Here is a 14,558-nt window from a genome sequence, read left to right on the forward strand (position 1 = left end):
CCGGCTGCCTCCGGTCCGCCTCGCCGCCCTCGCTCCGCCCCGGCCTCACCGCTCCCCGAACCAGGCGTCCTCCGCGGCGTAGTCGAAGAGGTCGCCGTGCGGGTCGTACGCCGCGGCCATCGCGGGGAACGCGGCACGCCAGTCGTCGTCGTACCGCCGCAGCCGTCCGGTCAGCCACTCGACCGTCGCCGGCAGCGACTCGGCATAGCCCGTCACCGGCACGTATCCCAACTCCCGCTCGGCGGCCGACATGTCGTAGACGACCGGATGCTCCGCGGTCCAGGGGGTACGGCCCAGGCCCGCCTGCGGGGCGGCCGGCTCCAGCAGGACCGTCTCGCTCCGCCACCCCATGACCGCGTCGACCGCCTCGCCGATCTCGGCGACGGTCGGGGCGTAAGGATCCGCGGCGTTGAGCACCCGCGTGCCGGGCCGCAGAGCCGCGAGCCGCACCAGTTCGGCGATGTTGGAGACATGGGCCGGGCCGAACCTGCTCGTTCCACCATGGGCGAGCACCCGGCGACGACGGCCGTCGAGCACCCGCTTGACGAAGTACAGCTCGCGCGGCGTACGACCGTGCGGACCGTGGACAGCGCCCGCGCGCAACACGGTCACCGGCAGCCGGGCGGAGGCGGCTATGAGGGCCTGCTCCCATGCGATCTTGCGCGTGCCGTAGGTCGCCGGGCCGGGCGCGACCGTCGGACAGTCCTCGGGGATGGGCACCGGGTACTGCGGGAAGCCGCCGGGCTCGTCCTGCGTGTCGAAGCTGCGGCCCCGGCCGTCCGCGTACACGGCGCCGCTGGAGATGGCGACCGCCGAACCGATCCGGTCCGAGAGGCGCGTCAGCTGTGCGGCGTGCTCCTCGCCGAAGGCGATCATGTCGACCAGGACGTCACAGCCGTCGCCCAGTGCCGTGGCGAGCGCGCCCTTCTCACCGCGGTCGAGTAATGCGACGCGCACGTCCGCGTCCCAGGTGCTGTCGCGACGGCCCCCGCGCGAGGCGGCCGTCACCTCCCAGCCGTCCCGTGTCAGGGCGCGCACCGTGGCCCGCCCGATCTGCCCCGTGGCACCCAGTACGAACGCTCGTCCTCTGCTCATGCGGGAACGCTACGGCGATCGCGTCCCGCCCGGCCAGGGTGATCGGCCGACAGCAGATTCTTCGCTCAGCGTTGCCGGCGCGGGAACTTCCTGGGCTGCTCGGCAGTGTGCGCGGCCTTCACCTTGGACGCGTACTCATCGACGTACTCCTGGTCGGACAGGCCGAGGATGGCGTACATGATCTCGTCCGTGACCGCCCGGATCGCTGCCTTCTGGTCCTCCAGGCCGGCATAGCGGGAGAAGTCCAGCGGCTTCCCGAAGCGGATGGTGACCTGCTTGATCCGGGGCATGGTCTGCCCAGGCGGCTGGATCTCGAAGGTGCCGACCATCGCGCAGGGAATCACCGGGACCCCCGCCCTGATCGCCATGACCGCGACCCCGACCTTGCCCTTGTACAGCCGTCCGTCGTGGGAACGGGTGCCCTCCGGATAGATGCCGAGCAGTTCCCCCCTGCTCAGCACCCCCAGCCCTTCACGGATCGCCGCCTGTCCCGCCTCCTTGCCCGATCGGTCCACCGGAATCTGGCCGATGCTGTGGAAGAAGGCCGCAGTGAGCCGCCCCTTGATGCCGGGACCGGTGAAGTACTCGGCCTTGGCGAGGAAGGTGATCCGGCGCTTGATGATCGCGGGCATCAGGAAGTGGTCGGAGAACGACAGGTGATTGCCCGCGACGATGGCCGCCCCGTCCTCGGGAATGTGTTCCAGCCCTTCGATGCGGGGCCGGAACACCAGACGGAGCAGGGGCCCCAGGACGACGTACTTGAGCAGGTAGTAGAACACGATCTCTCCCCAAGTCTGCTGGATCGGGCCATGCGGTCGCGCTCTGTCAGGACACGGGAGACTCCTACGGCATCTCGGACCCGCCACCCGTCTCCGCCGATCGATCGTAGCCCGGTATCGGGCAGCTTCGACCGGGGATGCGTGCCACCGGCGACGGCGAAGGGCGGCTCGGCCATCCGAGGCCCTGGTCGCCCGGGGGCCGCGGCAAGACGCGCCGGAACGCGGCGACCGACCCGGACACCGGGGCAGAGGGAGAGCGGGGGAGGGCGGGGCAGACCCTCCCCGCCGAGCGGATCATGCGGGGCGGACCAGGGGAAGACGCGCGGACGGGCCAGGAGCAGGGTCTGCCGCAGCCGCAGCCGCAGCCGCAGCCGCAGCCGCACACCGCAGGGCCGTACGGTTCGCGCTCGACCGACGGCCGTGCCGGACAGCGCTCAGGTGGAAGAACCGACGAGTTCCGGAACGCCTCCTACGCGGCCGCCCTCGAGGCGAACCACCGCGGACCCCGGACGAGGCCGCCGGCAGCGGCCCCGTGCCGGTGCCGCTGCCGGAGCGCTCGGGCGCCGGCTCAGGTGTCCCGGGTGGCGAGCATGCCCAGGGTGGCCAGCCCCAGCACCACCCAGCCGAACCAGAGCCAGCCGTTGCTCCCCAGCGCCACCGTGTACGCCGTCACCGCGACGAGCGTTCCCACGGTGAGCACTCCCATGGTCTTCGTGGATCCGGGCATGAGCACACGCTCCTCACCGGCCGCACGGCCGTTGCAGCCATGGTCACCCCGCAGGCACCTTCGCCGCTACTGTCCGCGGGCCTGCAATGAGGCGAGATACGCGTTGTACGCGTTCAGCTCCTGGTCGCCGTCCCTGTCCGCCGCACGGTCGGAGCGCTTGGCCGTCCGCTGCTCGGAGCGGTACCACTGGAAGACCAGCGCGATCAGCACCAGGACGGACGGGATCTCGCTGAAGGCCCAGGCGATGCCCCCCGCCGCGGACTGGTCGCTCAGCGCGTCGACGCCGAGGGAGGCCGGGGGGTTCTCGTACGCCCGGACCATCGGCTGGCTGGCCATCATCAGCGCGATGCCGAAGAACGCGTGGAACGGCATACCGGCGAAGAGCTCCAGCATCCGCATCACGTACCCGGGCCGGTGCGGTCCGGGGTCGACGCCCATGATCGGCCAGAAGAACACCAGGCCGACCGCCAGGAAGTGCACCATCATCGCGATGTGGCCGGTCTTCGAGCCCATCAGGAAGTCGAAGAGGGGGGTGAAGTAGAGGCCGTACAGGCTCGCGATGAAGAGGGGGATCGTGAACACCGGATGGGTGATGACCTTCATGTAACGGCTGTGGAGCAGCTTGAGCAGCAGCTCGCGCGGACCGGTGCGGCCCCGCCCCGCCACCGGCAGCGCCCGCAGCGCCAGCGTCACCGGGGCGCCCAGGAGCAGCAGGATCGGCGAGACCATGCTGATGACCATGTGCTGCACCATGTGGACGCTGAACATGACCATGCCGTAGTCATTGAGCCGCGTGCACATGGCCAGGGCGATCGACAGCACGCCGAGCACGAAGAACACCAGCCGGTTGACCGGCCAGCCGTCGCCCCGCCTGCGCAGGCGCAGCACCCCGTAGCCGTAGAGGGCCAGCGCGGCGACGCAGCCGATCAGGAAGAACGGGTCCGCGGAGAATTCGAGCCCACGTCCCAGCGTGAACGGCGGCAGATCCATGTTCGTGCCGTGCCCGCTGTGCTCCATCTGTTCACTCCCGCTGGGGACGTCCCCGTTTCGTGCCGGTTGTCCGGTCCAGAGTAGAACTGCCCCCGGCCGCAGATGCGGCCGGGGGCAGTCCATGGAGCGCCGCGTCCGTCAGAGGACGACCTGTGCCTCGGCGTAACGCTCGGCCGGGACCGTCTTCAGGGTCTCCACGGCCGCGGCCAGGGGAACCATCCTGATGTCGGTACCGCGTAGCGCCGTCATCATGCCGAATTCGCCGCGGTGCGCCGCCTCCACCGCGTGCCAGCCGAAGCGGGTGGCGAGGACCCGGTCGTACGCGGTCGGGGTACCACCGCGCTGGACGTGGCCCAGTATCACCGGGCGGGCCTCCTTGCCGAGGCGCTGCTCGAGCTCGCCGGAGAGCTGCGTCGCGATGCCGGCGAAGCGCTCGTGACCGTAGATGTCCTTCTTGCCCTGGTCGAACTCCATGGAGCCCGCGCGCGGCTTGGCGCCCTCCGCGACGACGACGATCGCGAACTTCTTGCCGTCCGAGAAGCGCTGACCGACGAGGGCGGTCAGCTCGTCGATGTCGAAGGGCCGCTCGGGGACCACGATGGCGTGGGCGCCCGCCGCCATGCCCGAGTGCAGGGCGATCCAGCCGGTGTGCCGCCCCATGACCTCGACGATCAGCACCCGCTGGTGCGATTCGGCAGTCGTCTTCAAACGGTCGAGCGCCTCCGTCGCGACCCCTACGGCCGTGTCGAAGCCGAACGTCACATCGGTGGAGGCGATGTCGTTGTCGATGGTCTTGGGCACACCGACGATGGGCAGCCCCGCCTCGGAGAGCAGATTGGCCGCCTTCAGCGTGCCCTCGCCGCCGATGGGGATGATCGCGTCGAGGCCGAGGTCGGCGACGTGGCCCTTGGCCCGCTCCACGCCGTCACGCAGATGCGCGGGCTGGACCCGGGAGGAGCCGAGAATGGTGCCGCCCCGGGCGAGGATTCCGCCGACCGCGTCGAGGTCGAGCTTGCGGTAGTCGCACTCGAGGAGGCCCCTCCAGCCGTCGTGGAAGCCGATGACCTCGTCGCTGTGGTCGACCACTGCACGGTGCACGACGGAACGGATGACGGCGTTGAGGCCGGGGCAGTCGCCGCCGGAGGTGAGCACACCAATTCGCATTGCCCGGAGAACCTTTGCAACGTGGGCCGACGACCGGACCACGTCGTCCGGTTGGATCCCCGCCACCCTACCGGCGCAAGGGGGCGGGACCGAAACCACCGTCCGACTGCTGGACGTCCACCGGCCGTCCACAAGACCTCCCGGGCGTGCACGCCCTGTCGGCAAGAGGGCCACCCGGGAGGCTGACGGACGGCCGGTGGACGTCAGGCGGGCTGGGTCGCCGAGGCGATCCGCTCGGCACGCAGCGCCTCGTACCACCGGTCGTCGGTCGGCGGCAACGCGTTCACGTCGAGCGCCAGCTTCAGCAGGTGGTCCGCGATCAGCGGATTGCGCGCCAGCACGGGACCGTGCATGTACGTGCCGAAGACCGTGTCGTTGTACGCGCCCTCGGTACCGTCTCCCGTGCCGTTGCCCCGGCCGATACGCGTACGGGCGAAGGGCCTGGCGGTCGGGCCGAGGTGGGTGACGCCCTGGTGGTTCTCGAATCCGGTCAACGGCGGCAGCCCCAGGTTCGGGTCGATGTCGCCGAGCACGTCGCCGACACACCGCGCGCCCTCGCCCCGCGTGGAGACCACGTCGAGCAGGCCGAGGCCGGGCTCGCGCTCGCCGAGGTCGTTGATGAACTCGTGGCCGAGGATCTGGTAGCCCGCGCAGACCGAGAAGATGATCGCGCCGTTGGACGCGGCCCTGCTCAGTCCGCCGTCGCGGCGCAGCCGCTCCGCCGCCAGGCGCTGCGGCCGGTCCTCACCGCCACCGATCAGGTAGATGTCGCCCGAGGTCGGGATGGGCTGGTCGCTGCGTACGTCGACGCGCGCCACGTCGAGGCCGCGCTGCCGCGCCCGGCGCTCCACCACCAGGGCGTTGCCCTGGTCGCCGTAGGTGCTGAGGAGGTCGGGGTAGACCCACACCAGCCGCAGACCGTTGTTGCTCATGCTTCGTCCTCTCCGGGGGTGGCCCGCGCGGGGGTCAGTTGCCGACACGACGGCGCAGATCCTGGAAGGCGGTGTAGTTGGCGATGACCTCGATGCGGCCGGGCGGGGCCATCTGGACGGCCTCGTCCAGGGTCTCGCAGACGCGGAAGTCGAGTCCGGCGACCTCGAGGCGGACCGCGAGGTCCAGCTTGCGGTCACCGAGCACGAAGATCGGGTGGCCGTACAGCTGGGTGTAGTCGACGTCCCACAGCCAGGAGGTGTCCGTGCCGTCGGCGCCCCGGGCGTTCACCGAGAGGATCACCGGCGTGGGCGGCGGATCGATGAGGGAGAACGTCTCCAGCCAGCCCGCGGGGTTCTTCGCCAGCAGCAACCGCAGCTCACGGCCGAGGAAGGAGACCACGTCGTACCGGCCCGCCACGGCCTGCACCTGGTACATGCGCTCCAGCGCCACCTGCGGCGGCACGCCGAAGACGGCGGCCACGGCGGCCGAGCTGGTGGCGTTGGCCTTGTTGGCCCGGCCCGGCAGCTGCAGGTGGATCGGCCACGCCGAACCGTGCGGGTCCAGGACGTAGTCGCCGTTGAGCGCCCAGCTCGGGGCGGGGCGGCGGAAACCGCACTCGCCGCAGAACCAGTCGTCGCCGGGGCGCTGCATCACGCCGCCGCAGGACGGGCAGGACCAGGCGTCGTCCTTCCACGCCTGTCCCGCCGCGACCCACACGACGTTGGGCGAGGAGGAAGCCGCCCAGACGATCAGCGGGTCGTCCGCGTTGGCCACGATCACGGCCTTGGAGCCGGAGAGGCCCTCACGCCACTTCTCGGCCAGCATCCGGGTCTCGGCCGCCCGGTCCAGCTGGTCGCGGGAGAGGTTGAGCAGCGCGATCACCTTCGGGGTGGTGTCGCGGGCGACCCCGGCGAGGTACTTCTCGTCGACCTCGATCACGCCGTACTTCGCGTCCGAACCGCCCGCCAGCGCGGAAGTGATCCCCGCGGGCATGTTGGCGCCGAGCGCGTTCGACACGACGGGGCCCGCGGCGCGGAGCGCCTCGGCGATCAGCCGCGTGGTGGTGGTCTTTCCGTTCGTCGCGGACACGAGGATCACGTCCAGGTGCTGCGCCAGCCGCCCCAGCAGGTCGGGGTCGAGCTTGAGCGCCACCCGGCCGCCGATCACCGATCCGCTGCCGCGCCCCGCAGCGCGCGACACCGCCGCCGCGGCCTTGCCCGCCGTCACGGCGAGCTTGGCCCGCGGCGACAACGGCTCCGTGTTGCCTGCCATCGTCCTAGATCCTCCTTGCATCGGTCCGCGCCCAGCCTATCGATGTCCGGCGCCACGACCGCACCGCGGCACCACGCGGAACGTGGAGGTGACGTGGAACGTACGCTTCTGCCCATGCGAAACCGCCCGATCCCCGGCAGTTCCGGTCTCGTGCACGCCATGAGCCTGCTCGGCGACCCGGTGCTCCACAGCCCCTGCGAGGACGTCAGCGACTTCGGCCCCTCGCTGGCCCGGCTGGTCGAGGACATGTTCGCCACCATGTACGCCGCCCAGGGCGTCGGGCTCGCCGCCAACCAGATCGGCGTCCCGCTCAAGGTGTTCGTCTACGACTGCCCGGATGACGAGGAGGTGCGGCACCTGGGCCATGTCGTCAATCCCGTACTCGTCGAGGCGGACGGGATCACCGTACGCGGCCCGGAGGGATGTCTTTCACTTCCCGGCATCGAAGCCGGTACCCCGCGTTTCGACCGTGCGGTGGTCGAGGGCATGACCGTGACGGGGGAGCCCGTGCGGATCACGGGTACGGGCTGGTTCGCCCGCTGCCTCCAGCACGAGTGCGACCATCTGGACGGCCGCGTCTACACGGACCGGCTGACCGGGCTGCGCCGCGCCAGGGCACTGCGTGCGGCCCGCCGTGCGCCGTGGGGGCGGGCCGGCTGACGCCGGCCGTCGCTTCAGAAGCCCGGGCCGCCCGGCAGGTCGCCCGCGTCGGCCAGCCTGCCCCAGATGAGGTCGGCGAGGCTGCGTACCAACTGCTCGCGGGAACACGGGCGGTCGCCCAGCCACCAGTCCCCGGCCGCGTGCATCATGCCGACGATGCCGTGGCCCCAGATGCGGGCCATCTGCTCGCTGTCCGGGCCGAGGTCGATCCGTTCGACGATCACCTTGCCCAGCTCCTCGCCGAGGCGGCGCAGCAGGGGGGCGGAGTGCCGGCCGACGTCGAATCCCTGTTCAGGTGCGGGGGCCGCGTCGTCGGCCGGGTGCATGAGGAACCGGTAGACCTGCGGGCGCGCCTCGATCGCGGCGAGGTAGGTGTCCAGCGTCGCCTCGACGCGCGCGCGCCGCTCCGCGGGGGCGTCGAGCGCGGCCCGCAGGGCACTCAGCAGGGCGTCGGTGTGGCGCTTGGCGAGTGCGCGGTACAGCCCGCCCTTGTCGCCGAAGTGGCGGTAGAGGATGGGTTTGGTGATCCCGGCCTCCGCGGCGATCGCGTTCATCGACGCCTGCGGGCCGTCCCTGAGCACCACCCGGTCCGCGGCCTCGAGCAGCTCCCGGCGGCGGCGCTCGGCCGCGGTCCGCTGCCGTTCGGCCCCTCGTGTGGTCTCCATCGTGTCTCTCCCCGCCCCGGCCGGCTGTCCTGCGTGCGCTCCTGGCGCCCGGGAAACGTAACACCCCGCCCCGCTGCGCGCGGATCCGCGGCTGACCGGTTGACAGTGGCTACTTGTCGGTAACAGACTGTTGTTACCGCGAGTAACGTACGGTTGATCCGGAAGTGCATGGAGGGAACATGGCCGAGTTCACGCTCGAGCTCAACGATGACCAGAAGCAGGTCCGTGACTGGCTTCACGGCTTCGCCGCCGACGTGATCCGCCCGGCCGCCTCGGAGTGGGACGAGCGTGAGGAAACGCCCTGGCCCGTCATCCAGGAGGCGGCCAAGGTGGGCATCTACTCCCTCGACTTCTATGCCCAGCAGTTCTTCGACCCTACGGGTCTCGGCATCCCCGTGGCTATGGAAGAGCTCTTCTGGGGTGACGCGGGTATCGCCCTGTCGATCGTCGGGACGGGCCTGGCCGCCGTCGGCGTCCTCGCCAACGGCACCGAGGAGCAGATCGGCACCTGGATCCCCCAGATGTACGGGGACGCGGACGACGTGAAGGTCGCCGCCTTCTGTTCCTCCGAACCTGACGCGGGCTCGGACGTCGGCTCGATGCGCACCCGCGCGGTGTACGACGCCGCCAAGGACGAATGGGTCCTCAACGGGACGAAGACGTGGGCGACCAACGGCGGCATCGCCAATGTCCATGTCGTCGTCGCGGTCGTCGACCCGGAGCTCGGGTCGAAGGGGCACGCCTCCTTCATCGTCCCGCCGGCCACGCCGGGCCTCTCCCAGGGGCAGAAGTTCAAGAAGCACGGCATCCGCGCCTCCCACACCGCCGAGGTCGTCCTCGAGGACGTCCGGGTGCCCGGACACTGCCTGCTCGGCGGCAAGGAGAAGCTCGACGAGCGCCTGGCCCGCGCCCGCGAGCGCGCCGCGGCCGGCGGCGAGCGGGTCAAGAACGCGGCGATGGCGACGTTCGAGGCCTCCCGCCCGGCCGTCGGCGCGATGGCCGTCGGTACGGCCCGCGCCGCCTACGAGGTCGCCCTCGACTACGCGAAGACCCGGACCCAGTTCGGCCGCCCCATCATCGACAACCAGGGCATCGCCTTCCAGCTGGCCGACATGCGTACGCAGATCGACGCCGCCCGGCTGCTGGTCTGGCGCGCGTCCTGGATGGCGAGCGCCGGCAAGCCGTTCACCTCGGCGGAGGGGTCGATGTCGAAGCTCTACGCGAGCGAGACGGCGAAGTCCGTCACGGCCCAGGCCGTGCAGATCCTCGGTGGCAACGGCTACACCCGGGAATACCCCGTGGAGCGCATGCACCGGGACGCGGCGATCTACACCATCTTCGAGGGCACGAGCGAGATCCAGCGCCTGGTGATCGCCCGGACCCTGTCGGGGATGCCCATCCGCTAGCGCGGCGCAAGGGCCGGACCGGATGCCGGTCCGGCCCTTGCGCGTTTCGTCACCGCTGCGGCAGCTGCGCCTCGATGGCCGCGACGACCTCGGGAGCCTCCGGCTCGGTCCGCGGGCGGATGCGGGCCACCGGCTCACCGGCCGGGGAGATCAGGAACTTCTCGAAGTTCCACTGGACGTCACCGGCCGCACCCTCGGCGTCCGCGAGCTTCGTCAGCTCGGTGTACAGGGGGTGCCGCTCCTCGCCGTTGACGTCGGTCTTCTCCAGGAGCGGGAAGCTGACCCCGTACGTCGTGGAGCAGAAGGTCTGGATGTCCTCGGCGGTGCCGGGTTCCTGGCCCGCGAACTGGTTGCAGGGAACCCCGAGCACGGTGAAGCCACGGTCCCCGTACTCCTTCTGCAGCCGCTCCAGCCCCGCGTACTGCGGGGTGAGGCCGCACCGGGAGGCGACGTTGACCAGCAGGACCGCCGAGCCCTTGTAGGCGCCCAGGGTGGTCGGCTCGCCGGTGAGGGTGCGGAGCTGGATGTCGTGCAGGGACATGGGTGTTCTCCTCGTTAGCGTGACGTCACTGCTCATTGTGCGGGTCGCGGACCCAGGGGGCCGACGGTCTTGTAGTAGAACGTGGTCGACCTGAGGACCCCTTCGGGGTCGCCCGCGTACGCCGGGACGGACCCGCATTCCGTCCAGCCCGACGAGCGGTACAGCTTCTCGGCCGGGCTTCCGGTCTCGGTGTCCAGGATCAGCAGCGTCAGTCCCTCGTCGGCGGCCGACCGCTCCACCGCCGCGAGCAGGGAGCGGCCGATGCCGTGTCCGCGGGCCGACGGGCGAACCATCAGCTTGGCGACCTCGGCCCGATGGCGGGCGTTGGGCAGAGCCGGTTTGACCAGGCCGATCGAGCCGACCACCCGCTCGCCGTCCCGGGCGATCCACACCTGGTGGTGTCCGGCGTCGACGGAGGCGGCGCGTTCCCGCCACCAGGTGGCGGCGGTGCCCCGGTCGAGCGGTGCCAGAAAGCCCACCGAGGAACCGCCTTCCACGGTCTCGATCAGCAGAGCGGCCAGTTCGTCGGCATAGGTGACGAGTTCGGGTCCGGAGACGGGGACGATCTCGGTCATGGAGCGGACCTTTCGTGTTCACGGCCGGCGCCATGCCGGCCGGTGACGAGCCGGCGGGGCGACGTCACGGCAGGACGATCATCAGGGCGTAGCGGACCCGTTCCGGGCCGGGGCAGCGGAACCGGGAGGGCCCGCGCAGACGGAAGCGCAGACAGTCCCCGGGACGCAGGGTGTGCACGGTGGCGTCCACGGTGATCTCGACCGTGCCCTCGAGTACCCAGATGTGCTGCTCCACACCGGGAACGGGCGCGTTCTCGTACGAGACGACGGAGCCCGCGTCGAGCGTGCCCTCGACGAGCTCCGCGCGCAGCCCCGCGTGCGGAGGCGAGACGGAGCGGCGCACGAACCCGGACCGCTCGTCCCGCCACACCAGCTGCTGCGCGGCCCGCACCACCTGGGGGGGTTCCGCCTCGACCTCCATCAGCAGGCGCGACATCGTCCGCCCGTACACCGTGCAGAGCTGACCGAGCACGGCGGCCGTGGGACTCAGCTCGCCGCGCTCCAGGCGCGACAGGGTCGAGCGGCTCACCCCGGCCCGGCCCGACAGCTCCTCCAGGGACCAGCCGCGTTCGGTGCGCAGCTCTCCCAGCCGGGCCGCGAGCCGGGTGTCGACCGACTCCGGTGCGGGCTCTTCTCTCATATCCGGGATCATATCCCTGGGTGGAGACGAAAGGGGAGCCGTCCGCATGCCGATCGGGTGATGGCGTGTCAGCCTGATAAGGGGCGTATGAGCCGCAAAACGGCACGCCCGTGCCGCGCATCGGCTGCACATCTAGGAGGACGACATGGCTGGAAGCATGAGTGGGTCACGAACGGGTCACGACTCGACGGGAACGCGCAAAGCCGCCACGTCCGGCTGGACCGTCTTCGCGGCGGTGATGATGATCTTCGGCGGAGCCATGGCCGTCTTCGAGGGGATCGCCGCCATCGCCAAGGACGACCTGTTCGTCTCGACGCGCAACTACGTGTTCCAGTTCAGCCTGACGGGCTGGGGCTGGGTGCATCTCATCCTGGGAATCGTCGTCGTCCTCGCCGGATGCGCACTCTTCAGCGGTGCCCTCTGGGCGCGCGCCGTCGGTGTCCTGCTCGCGGGACTCCTGGCCGTCGCCAACTTCCTGTGGCTCCCGTACTACCCGTTCTGGTCCATCGTCCTCATCGCGATCAACGTCTTCGTCATCTGGGCGCTGTGCGCGGGGCCGCAGAGGGACGCTCGAGCCTGAGCACGAGGACGTAGGAGACCACGACGGCGACGATCACGAGCGGCATCGCGGTGACGCCCTCGGATCCCAGCAGCAGCGTCGCCAGCAGCACCGACGTCATCGGCAGCCTGAGCATCGCCACGCACATGGCACCGATGCCCATCGCGAAACCCGGCACGGCGTCGAGTCCGGGCAGGTGGGACAGTGCCAGCCCGCCCGCCGCTCCGAGGAACATCGAAGGGAAGATGGGGCCGCCCCTGAAGGCGCTCAGCGACGCGGAGTACGCGAGCGCCTTGCAGACGATCAGCACGAGGAGTGTCCCCACGGTGTACGTGGCGTCCTCGGCGAGCAGACCGCCGAGGGCGTCCTGGCCCGAGTACAGCACCTCGGACGCGTTCCTCCCCGTGCTCTCGGCGTAGAGGAGCGCGAGTACACCGACGGTCAGGCCCATCACCACGGTCGCGATCATCCGCCGCTGCGCGACCCGTTCCCGCAGGGCGAGGGAGAGTCTCCTGATGCCCGTGCCCGTGACGGCCGCGGCGACTCCGAGGGCGACGGCCCAGGCGAACTCGGCGACGGTGGGCTGCGAGGTGTGCGGCACGTGGGGGAGAGCCAGGGAGTACGTCCCCAGCCCGGTCCACGACCCGAGGCCGATGAAGATGAGCGAGCCGATGCCCGAGGCGAGGAGCCCCGGCACGAGCACGAGGCCGAGCGTCATCCCGGCGAGACCGGATGCCTCCATCAGCAGGAACGCGCCGAGAAGCGGTGATCCCAGCAGGGCGCTGACGGCGGCGAAACTCCCTGCCGCCGCCACCATGGCGCCGGCGCTCGGCTGGATGCCGGGTTTGAGCAGGCGCACCGCGTACGCGGCCAGCCCACCGCCGAGGGCGATGAGGGGGGCCTCCGGGCCGAGGACCGCACCGAGGCCGAGGCTCGCCAGGGCGGCGAGCGCGACCCCCGGGAGTTCCGCGGCCGTCGGTGCACCGGTGTTCACGAAACCGTGGGCCGGTTCGTGTCCGCCCGTCCCCGGGAGGTGGCGGACGGCCGCTCCCGTCAGCAGGCCGGCCACGGCGAGCAGGGGCACCGGCCACCACGACGGCGTGCCGTCGAAGCCCAGCGCGCGGGGGAGGTCCTCGTAGGTCAGGGACTGGAGCTCGTGGACGAGCGCCAGGAAGCCGAACGCCGCGGCGGAGACGGGGATTCCGAGGGCGGCCACCATGAGCAGGAGTACCGCGTACCCCCGGCTGCGGACCACCGTGAGCGGATCCGGGGCCTCCGCGCCGGGTGCTCCGACCGGTTGGGCCGACATGGCCATGGTCTCCTCGGTCTCGGGTCCCGGCAGGGCCGTACTGCCCGCCGGGTCCCCACGGTGATACCACGATGTCCCCTCATATCCGCTATGCACCCGCTGTCGAGGGGAGGTGAATCAGGGGCGGCCACGTCACACCGTCCCCGGCTGCGGGGAGGCGACCCGCGGCCACCACATCGACCGGCGCCCGGTGGTCCCGCCCGTCCGGGCGGAGTACCGCTCGGGACACGATTCCGGTGGCCGGGCGGGATCCGGCCACCCGGATCGGCGAGGGTCCGGCGGGCCCGCGGCCTCAGCCCCGGCCGCCGTCCCGGGTCCGGCCCACCCTCCGCCAGATCGCCCGCTGGCACCTGAGAGCGGCCGCGCCCACCACGATCAGCACCGTGATGTTGACCAGGAGCTGGATGAGCGAGCCCCGTGCCTCCGACCAGCTGGCGAATGCGGTGGAGACGCTGATGGCCGCGGCGGCCGGGATGGTCGTCACGGAGATGAACACCCCGAGCAGGGCGCTCGTGCGGGCCTCCGTGAGGGAGACGATGCCCACGACGCCGGCCAGGGCCGCGACGGCGAAGGAGAAGAAGTTGGGGGTGTTGATCAGGTCCGAGACCGGACGCAGTCCCAGGTCGAAGGCGTCCGACTGAAGACCGAACGCGCGGATGAGCAGGCTGAAGAGGAGGGTGACCGCGATCGTCAGGAGGAGGCCCCCGCACAGGGCGGACAGCCCGGTGCGGACCATGGCGCGGTTCCTCCTGTCGATGCCCAGGGCCACGGCGACGATCGCCCCGTACTCGGGGCCGACGACCATCGCCGCGACGATCAGGATCTGGGAGTTGGTCACGATGCCGACCGAACCGATGAGGCCCGCGATGACCAGGTAGAAGTAGAAGCTCGGTGCGTACCTTCCCTCGGACCGGATGCGCGCCTCCACCTGGTCCCAGACCGGCGCGTTGGCGAGCGCCCCCAGCCCGCGTGTCGCGCTTTCCGAGGCCCGCCCGGAGAAAGCCATGTCCACCGGCTCGATGACGAGAGATCCGCGCAGGTCGACCTGGAGCTCCCGCAGGCCGCGCAGGACTTCGTTCGCGGCCCCCGTCAGCACGTCGCACGCGACGGAGTCGCCGTCGGGGTTGCGTACGGCGCCCCGCTGCACGATCAGGTTGAGCACGTACGGGTCCCGCGCGAGCAGCTCCTCGACCCGGTCGGTGAGGTCCACGGGGCTGACGGCGCGGACGTGGATCATGTCCAC

16 protein-coding genes are annotated in these 14,558 nt (G+C 71.0%); 3 read left to right on the forward strand and 13 right to left on the reverse strand.

The window, feature by feature from the left end; translation table 11 throughout:
* Positions 1 to 45: 45 nt before the first annotated feature.
* From QFZ58_RS31285 to QFZ58_RS31315, 7 genes are all read right to left on the reverse strand, one after another.
* The gene (locus QFZ58_RS31285) at positions 46 to 1,095 is read right to left on the reverse strand and encodes an NAD(P)-dependent oxidoreductase (protein ID WP_307128223.1); all 1,050 of its coding nucleotides are present in this window, start codon (positions 1,093 to 1,095) and stop codon (positions 46 to 48) included.
* A gap of 65 nt (positions 1,096 to 1,160) precedes the next feature.
* Complete coding sequence (locus tag QFZ58_RS31290; RefSeq protein WP_307128224.1) at positions 1,161 to 1,874, reverse strand: 1-acyl-sn-glycerol-3-phosphate acyltransferase; 714 nt, start codon at positions 1,872 to 1,874, stop codon at positions 1,161 to 1,163.
* 568 nt (positions 1,875 to 2,442) lie between these two features.
* Positions 2,443 to 2,601, reverse strand: a complete 159-nt coding sequence (locus tag QFZ58_RS31295) for a hypothetical protein (RefSeq protein WP_014157621.1) — start codon at positions 2,599 to 2,601, stop codon at positions 2,443 to 2,445.
* 66 nt (positions 2,602 to 2,667) lie between these two features.
* A complete protein-coding gene (locus tag QFZ58_RS31300; protein ID WP_307128225.1) occupies positions 2,668 to 3,618 on the reverse strand; it encodes a cytochrome c oxidase assembly protein in 951 nt (316 codons plus the stop codon).
* A 111-nt stretch (positions 3,619 to 3,729) separates the two neighbouring features.
* On the reverse strand, positions 3,730 to 4,755 hold the full coding sequence (locus tag QFZ58_RS31305) for a 6-phosphofructokinase (protein WP_307128226.1): 1,026 nt from the start codon (positions 4,753 to 4,755) through the stop codon (positions 3,730 to 3,732).
* Positions 4,756 to 4,958: 203 nt separating this feature from the next.
* Positions 4,959 to 5,687: a type 1 glutamine amidotransferase gene (locus tag QFZ58_RS31310; protein WP_307128227.1), complete on the reverse strand. Its 729-nt coding sequence runs from the start codon at positions 5,685 to 5,687 to the stop codon at positions 4,959 to 4,961.
* A gap of 34 nt (positions 5,688 to 5,721) precedes the next feature.
* The gene (locus tag QFZ58_RS31315) at positions 5,722 to 6,960 is read right to left on the reverse strand and encodes a MurT ligase domain-containing protein (RefSeq protein ID WP_073750015.1); all 1,239 of its coding nucleotides are present in this window, start codon (positions 6,958 to 6,960) and stop codon (positions 5,722 to 5,724) included.
* 114 nt (positions 6,961 to 7,074) lie between these two features.
* On the opposite strand from QFZ58_RS31315, the gene def reads away from it, so the two are divergent.
* The gene (gene def / locus QFZ58_RS31320) at positions 7,075 to 7,620 is read left to right on the forward strand and encodes a peptide deformylase (protein WP_307128228.1); all 546 of its coding nucleotides are present in this window, start codon (positions 7,075 to 7,077) and stop codon (positions 7,618 to 7,620) included.
* A gap of 14 nt (positions 7,621 to 7,634) precedes the next feature.
* Here the strand turns inward: def and QFZ58_RS31325 are convergent, their stop codons facing one another.
* A complete protein-coding gene (locus QFZ58_RS31325) occupies positions 7,635 to 8,285 on the reverse strand; it encodes a TetR family transcriptional regulator (protein WP_307128229.1) in 651 nt (216 codons plus the stop codon).
* 179 nt (positions 8,286 to 8,464) lie between these two features.
* Between QFZ58_RS31325 and QFZ58_RS31330 the strand changes: the two genes are divergently transcribed.
* Positions 8,465 to 9,691: an acyl-CoA dehydrogenase family protein gene (locus QFZ58_RS31330; RefSeq protein WP_307128230.1), complete on the forward strand. Its 1,227-nt coding sequence runs from the start codon at positions 8,465 to 8,467 to the stop codon at positions 9,689 to 9,691.
* 49 nt (positions 9,692 to 9,740) lie between these two features.
* Here QFZ58_RS31330 and QFZ58_RS31335 read toward each other — a convergent pair whose 3' ends face one another.
* From QFZ58_RS31335 to QFZ58_RS31345, 3 genes are all read right to left on the reverse strand, one after another.
* Positions 9,741 to 10,232, reverse strand: coding sequence for a glutathione peroxidase (locus QFZ58_RS31335; protein ID WP_307128231.1), 492 nt, complete (start codon positions 10,230 to 10,232; stop codon positions 9,741 to 9,743).
* 32 nt (positions 10,233 to 10,264) lie between these two features.
* Positions 10,265 to 10,807: a GNAT family N-acetyltransferase gene (locus QFZ58_RS31340; protein WP_307128232.1), complete on the reverse strand. Its 543-nt coding sequence runs from the start codon at positions 10,805 to 10,807 to the stop codon at positions 10,265 to 10,267.
* A 64-nt stretch (positions 10,808 to 10,871) separates the two neighbouring features.
* A complete protein-coding gene (locus tag QFZ58_RS31345; protein WP_307128233.1) occupies positions 10,872 to 11,447 on the reverse strand; it encodes a helix-turn-helix domain-containing protein in 576 nt (191 codons plus the stop codon).
* Between the two features lie 145 nt (positions 11,448 to 11,592).
* Here QFZ58_RS31345 and QFZ58_RS31350 point away from each other — a divergent pair, with 145 nt between their 5' ends.
* On the forward strand, positions 11,593 to 12,027 hold the full coding sequence (locus tag QFZ58_RS31350; RefSeq protein ID WP_373428617.1) for a hypothetical protein: 435 nt from the start codon (positions 11,593 to 11,595) through the stop codon (positions 12,025 to 12,027).
* Here the strand turns inward: QFZ58_RS31350 and QFZ58_RS31355 are convergent.
* Positions 11,981 to 13,315 carry a chloride channel protein gene (locus tag QFZ58_RS31355; RefSeq protein WP_307128235.1) on the reverse strand — a complete coding sequence of 445 codons (1,335 nt, stop codon included), beginning with the start codon at positions 13,313 to 13,315 and terminating at the stop codon, positions 11,981 to 11,983. The two genes, QFZ58_RS31350 and QFZ58_RS31355, sit on opposite strands and share 47 nt — an antisense overlap.
* A 292-nt stretch (positions 13,316 to 13,607) precedes the next feature.
* Positions 13,608 to 14,558 carry a DUF389 domain-containing protein gene (locus QFZ58_RS31360; protein WP_307128236.1) on the reverse strand — a complete coding sequence of 317 codons (951 nt, stop codon included), beginning with the start codon at positions 14,556 to 14,558 and terminating at the stop codon, positions 13,608 to 13,610.

The organism is Streptomyces sp. B1I3 (assembly GCF_030816615.1).
In the GTDB taxonomy this organism is placed as follows: domain Bacteria; phylum Actinomycetota; class Actinomycetes; order Streptomycetales; family Streptomycetaceae; genus Streptomyces.

Excerpts from the sequence above, each read along its gene's own strand:
- QFZ58_RS31285 (WP_307128223.1), bottom strand. The coding sequence starts at position 1,095 with ATGAGCAGAGGACGAGCGTTCGTACTGGGTGCCACGGGGCAGATCGGG.
- QFZ58_RS31295 (WP_014157621.1), bottom strand. The coding sequence starts at position 2,601 with ATGCCCGGATCCACGAAGACCATGGGAGTGCTCACCGTGGGAACGCTC.
- QFZ58_RS31300 (WP_307128225.1), bottom strand. The coding sequence starts at position 3,618 with ATGGAGCACAGCGGGCACGGCACGAACATGGATCTGCCGCCGTTCACG.
- QFZ58_RS31305 (WP_307128226.1), bottom strand. The coding sequence starts at position 4,755 with ATGCGAATTGGTGTGCTCACCTCCGGCGGCGACTGCCCCGGCCTCAAC.
- QFZ58_RS31310 (WP_307128227.1), bottom strand. The coding sequence starts at position 5,687 with ATGAGCAACAACGGTCTGCGGCTGGTGTGGGTCTACCCCGACCTCCTC.
- QFZ58_RS31315 (WP_073750015.1), bottom strand. The coding sequence starts at position 6,960 with ATGGCAGGCAACACGGAGCCGTTGTCGCCGCGGGCCAAGCTCGCCGTG.
- def (WP_307128228.1), top strand. The coding sequence starts at position 7,075 with ATGCGAAACCGCCCGATCCCCGGCAGTTCCGGTCTCGTGCACGCCATG.
- QFZ58_RS31325 (WP_307128229.1), bottom strand. The coding sequence starts at position 8,285 with ATGGAGACCACACGAGGGGCCGAACGGCAGCGGACCGCGGCCGAGCGC.
- QFZ58_RS31330 (WP_307128230.1), top strand. The coding sequence starts at position 8,465 with ATGGCCGAGTTCACGCTCGAGCTCAACGATGACCAGAAGCAGGTCCGT.
- QFZ58_RS31335 (WP_307128231.1), bottom strand. The coding sequence starts at position 10,232 with ATGTCCCTGCACGACATCCAGCTCCGCACCCTCACCGGCGAGCCGACC.
- QFZ58_RS31340 (WP_307128232.1), bottom strand. The coding sequence starts at position 10,807 with ATGACCGAGATCGTCCCCGTCTCCGGACCCGAACTCGTCACCTATGCC.
- QFZ58_RS31345 (WP_307128233.1), bottom strand. The coding sequence starts at position 11,447 with ATGAGAGAAGAGCCCGCACCGGAGTCGGTCGACACCCGGCTCGCGGCC.
- QFZ58_RS31350 (WP_373428617.1), top strand. The coding sequence starts at position 11,593 with ATGGCTGGAAGCATGAGTGGGTCACGAACGGGTCACGACTCGACGGGA.
- QFZ58_RS31355 (WP_307128235.1), bottom strand. The coding sequence starts at position 13,315 with ATGTCGGCCCAACCGGTCGGAGCACCCGGCGCGGAGGCCCCGGATCCG.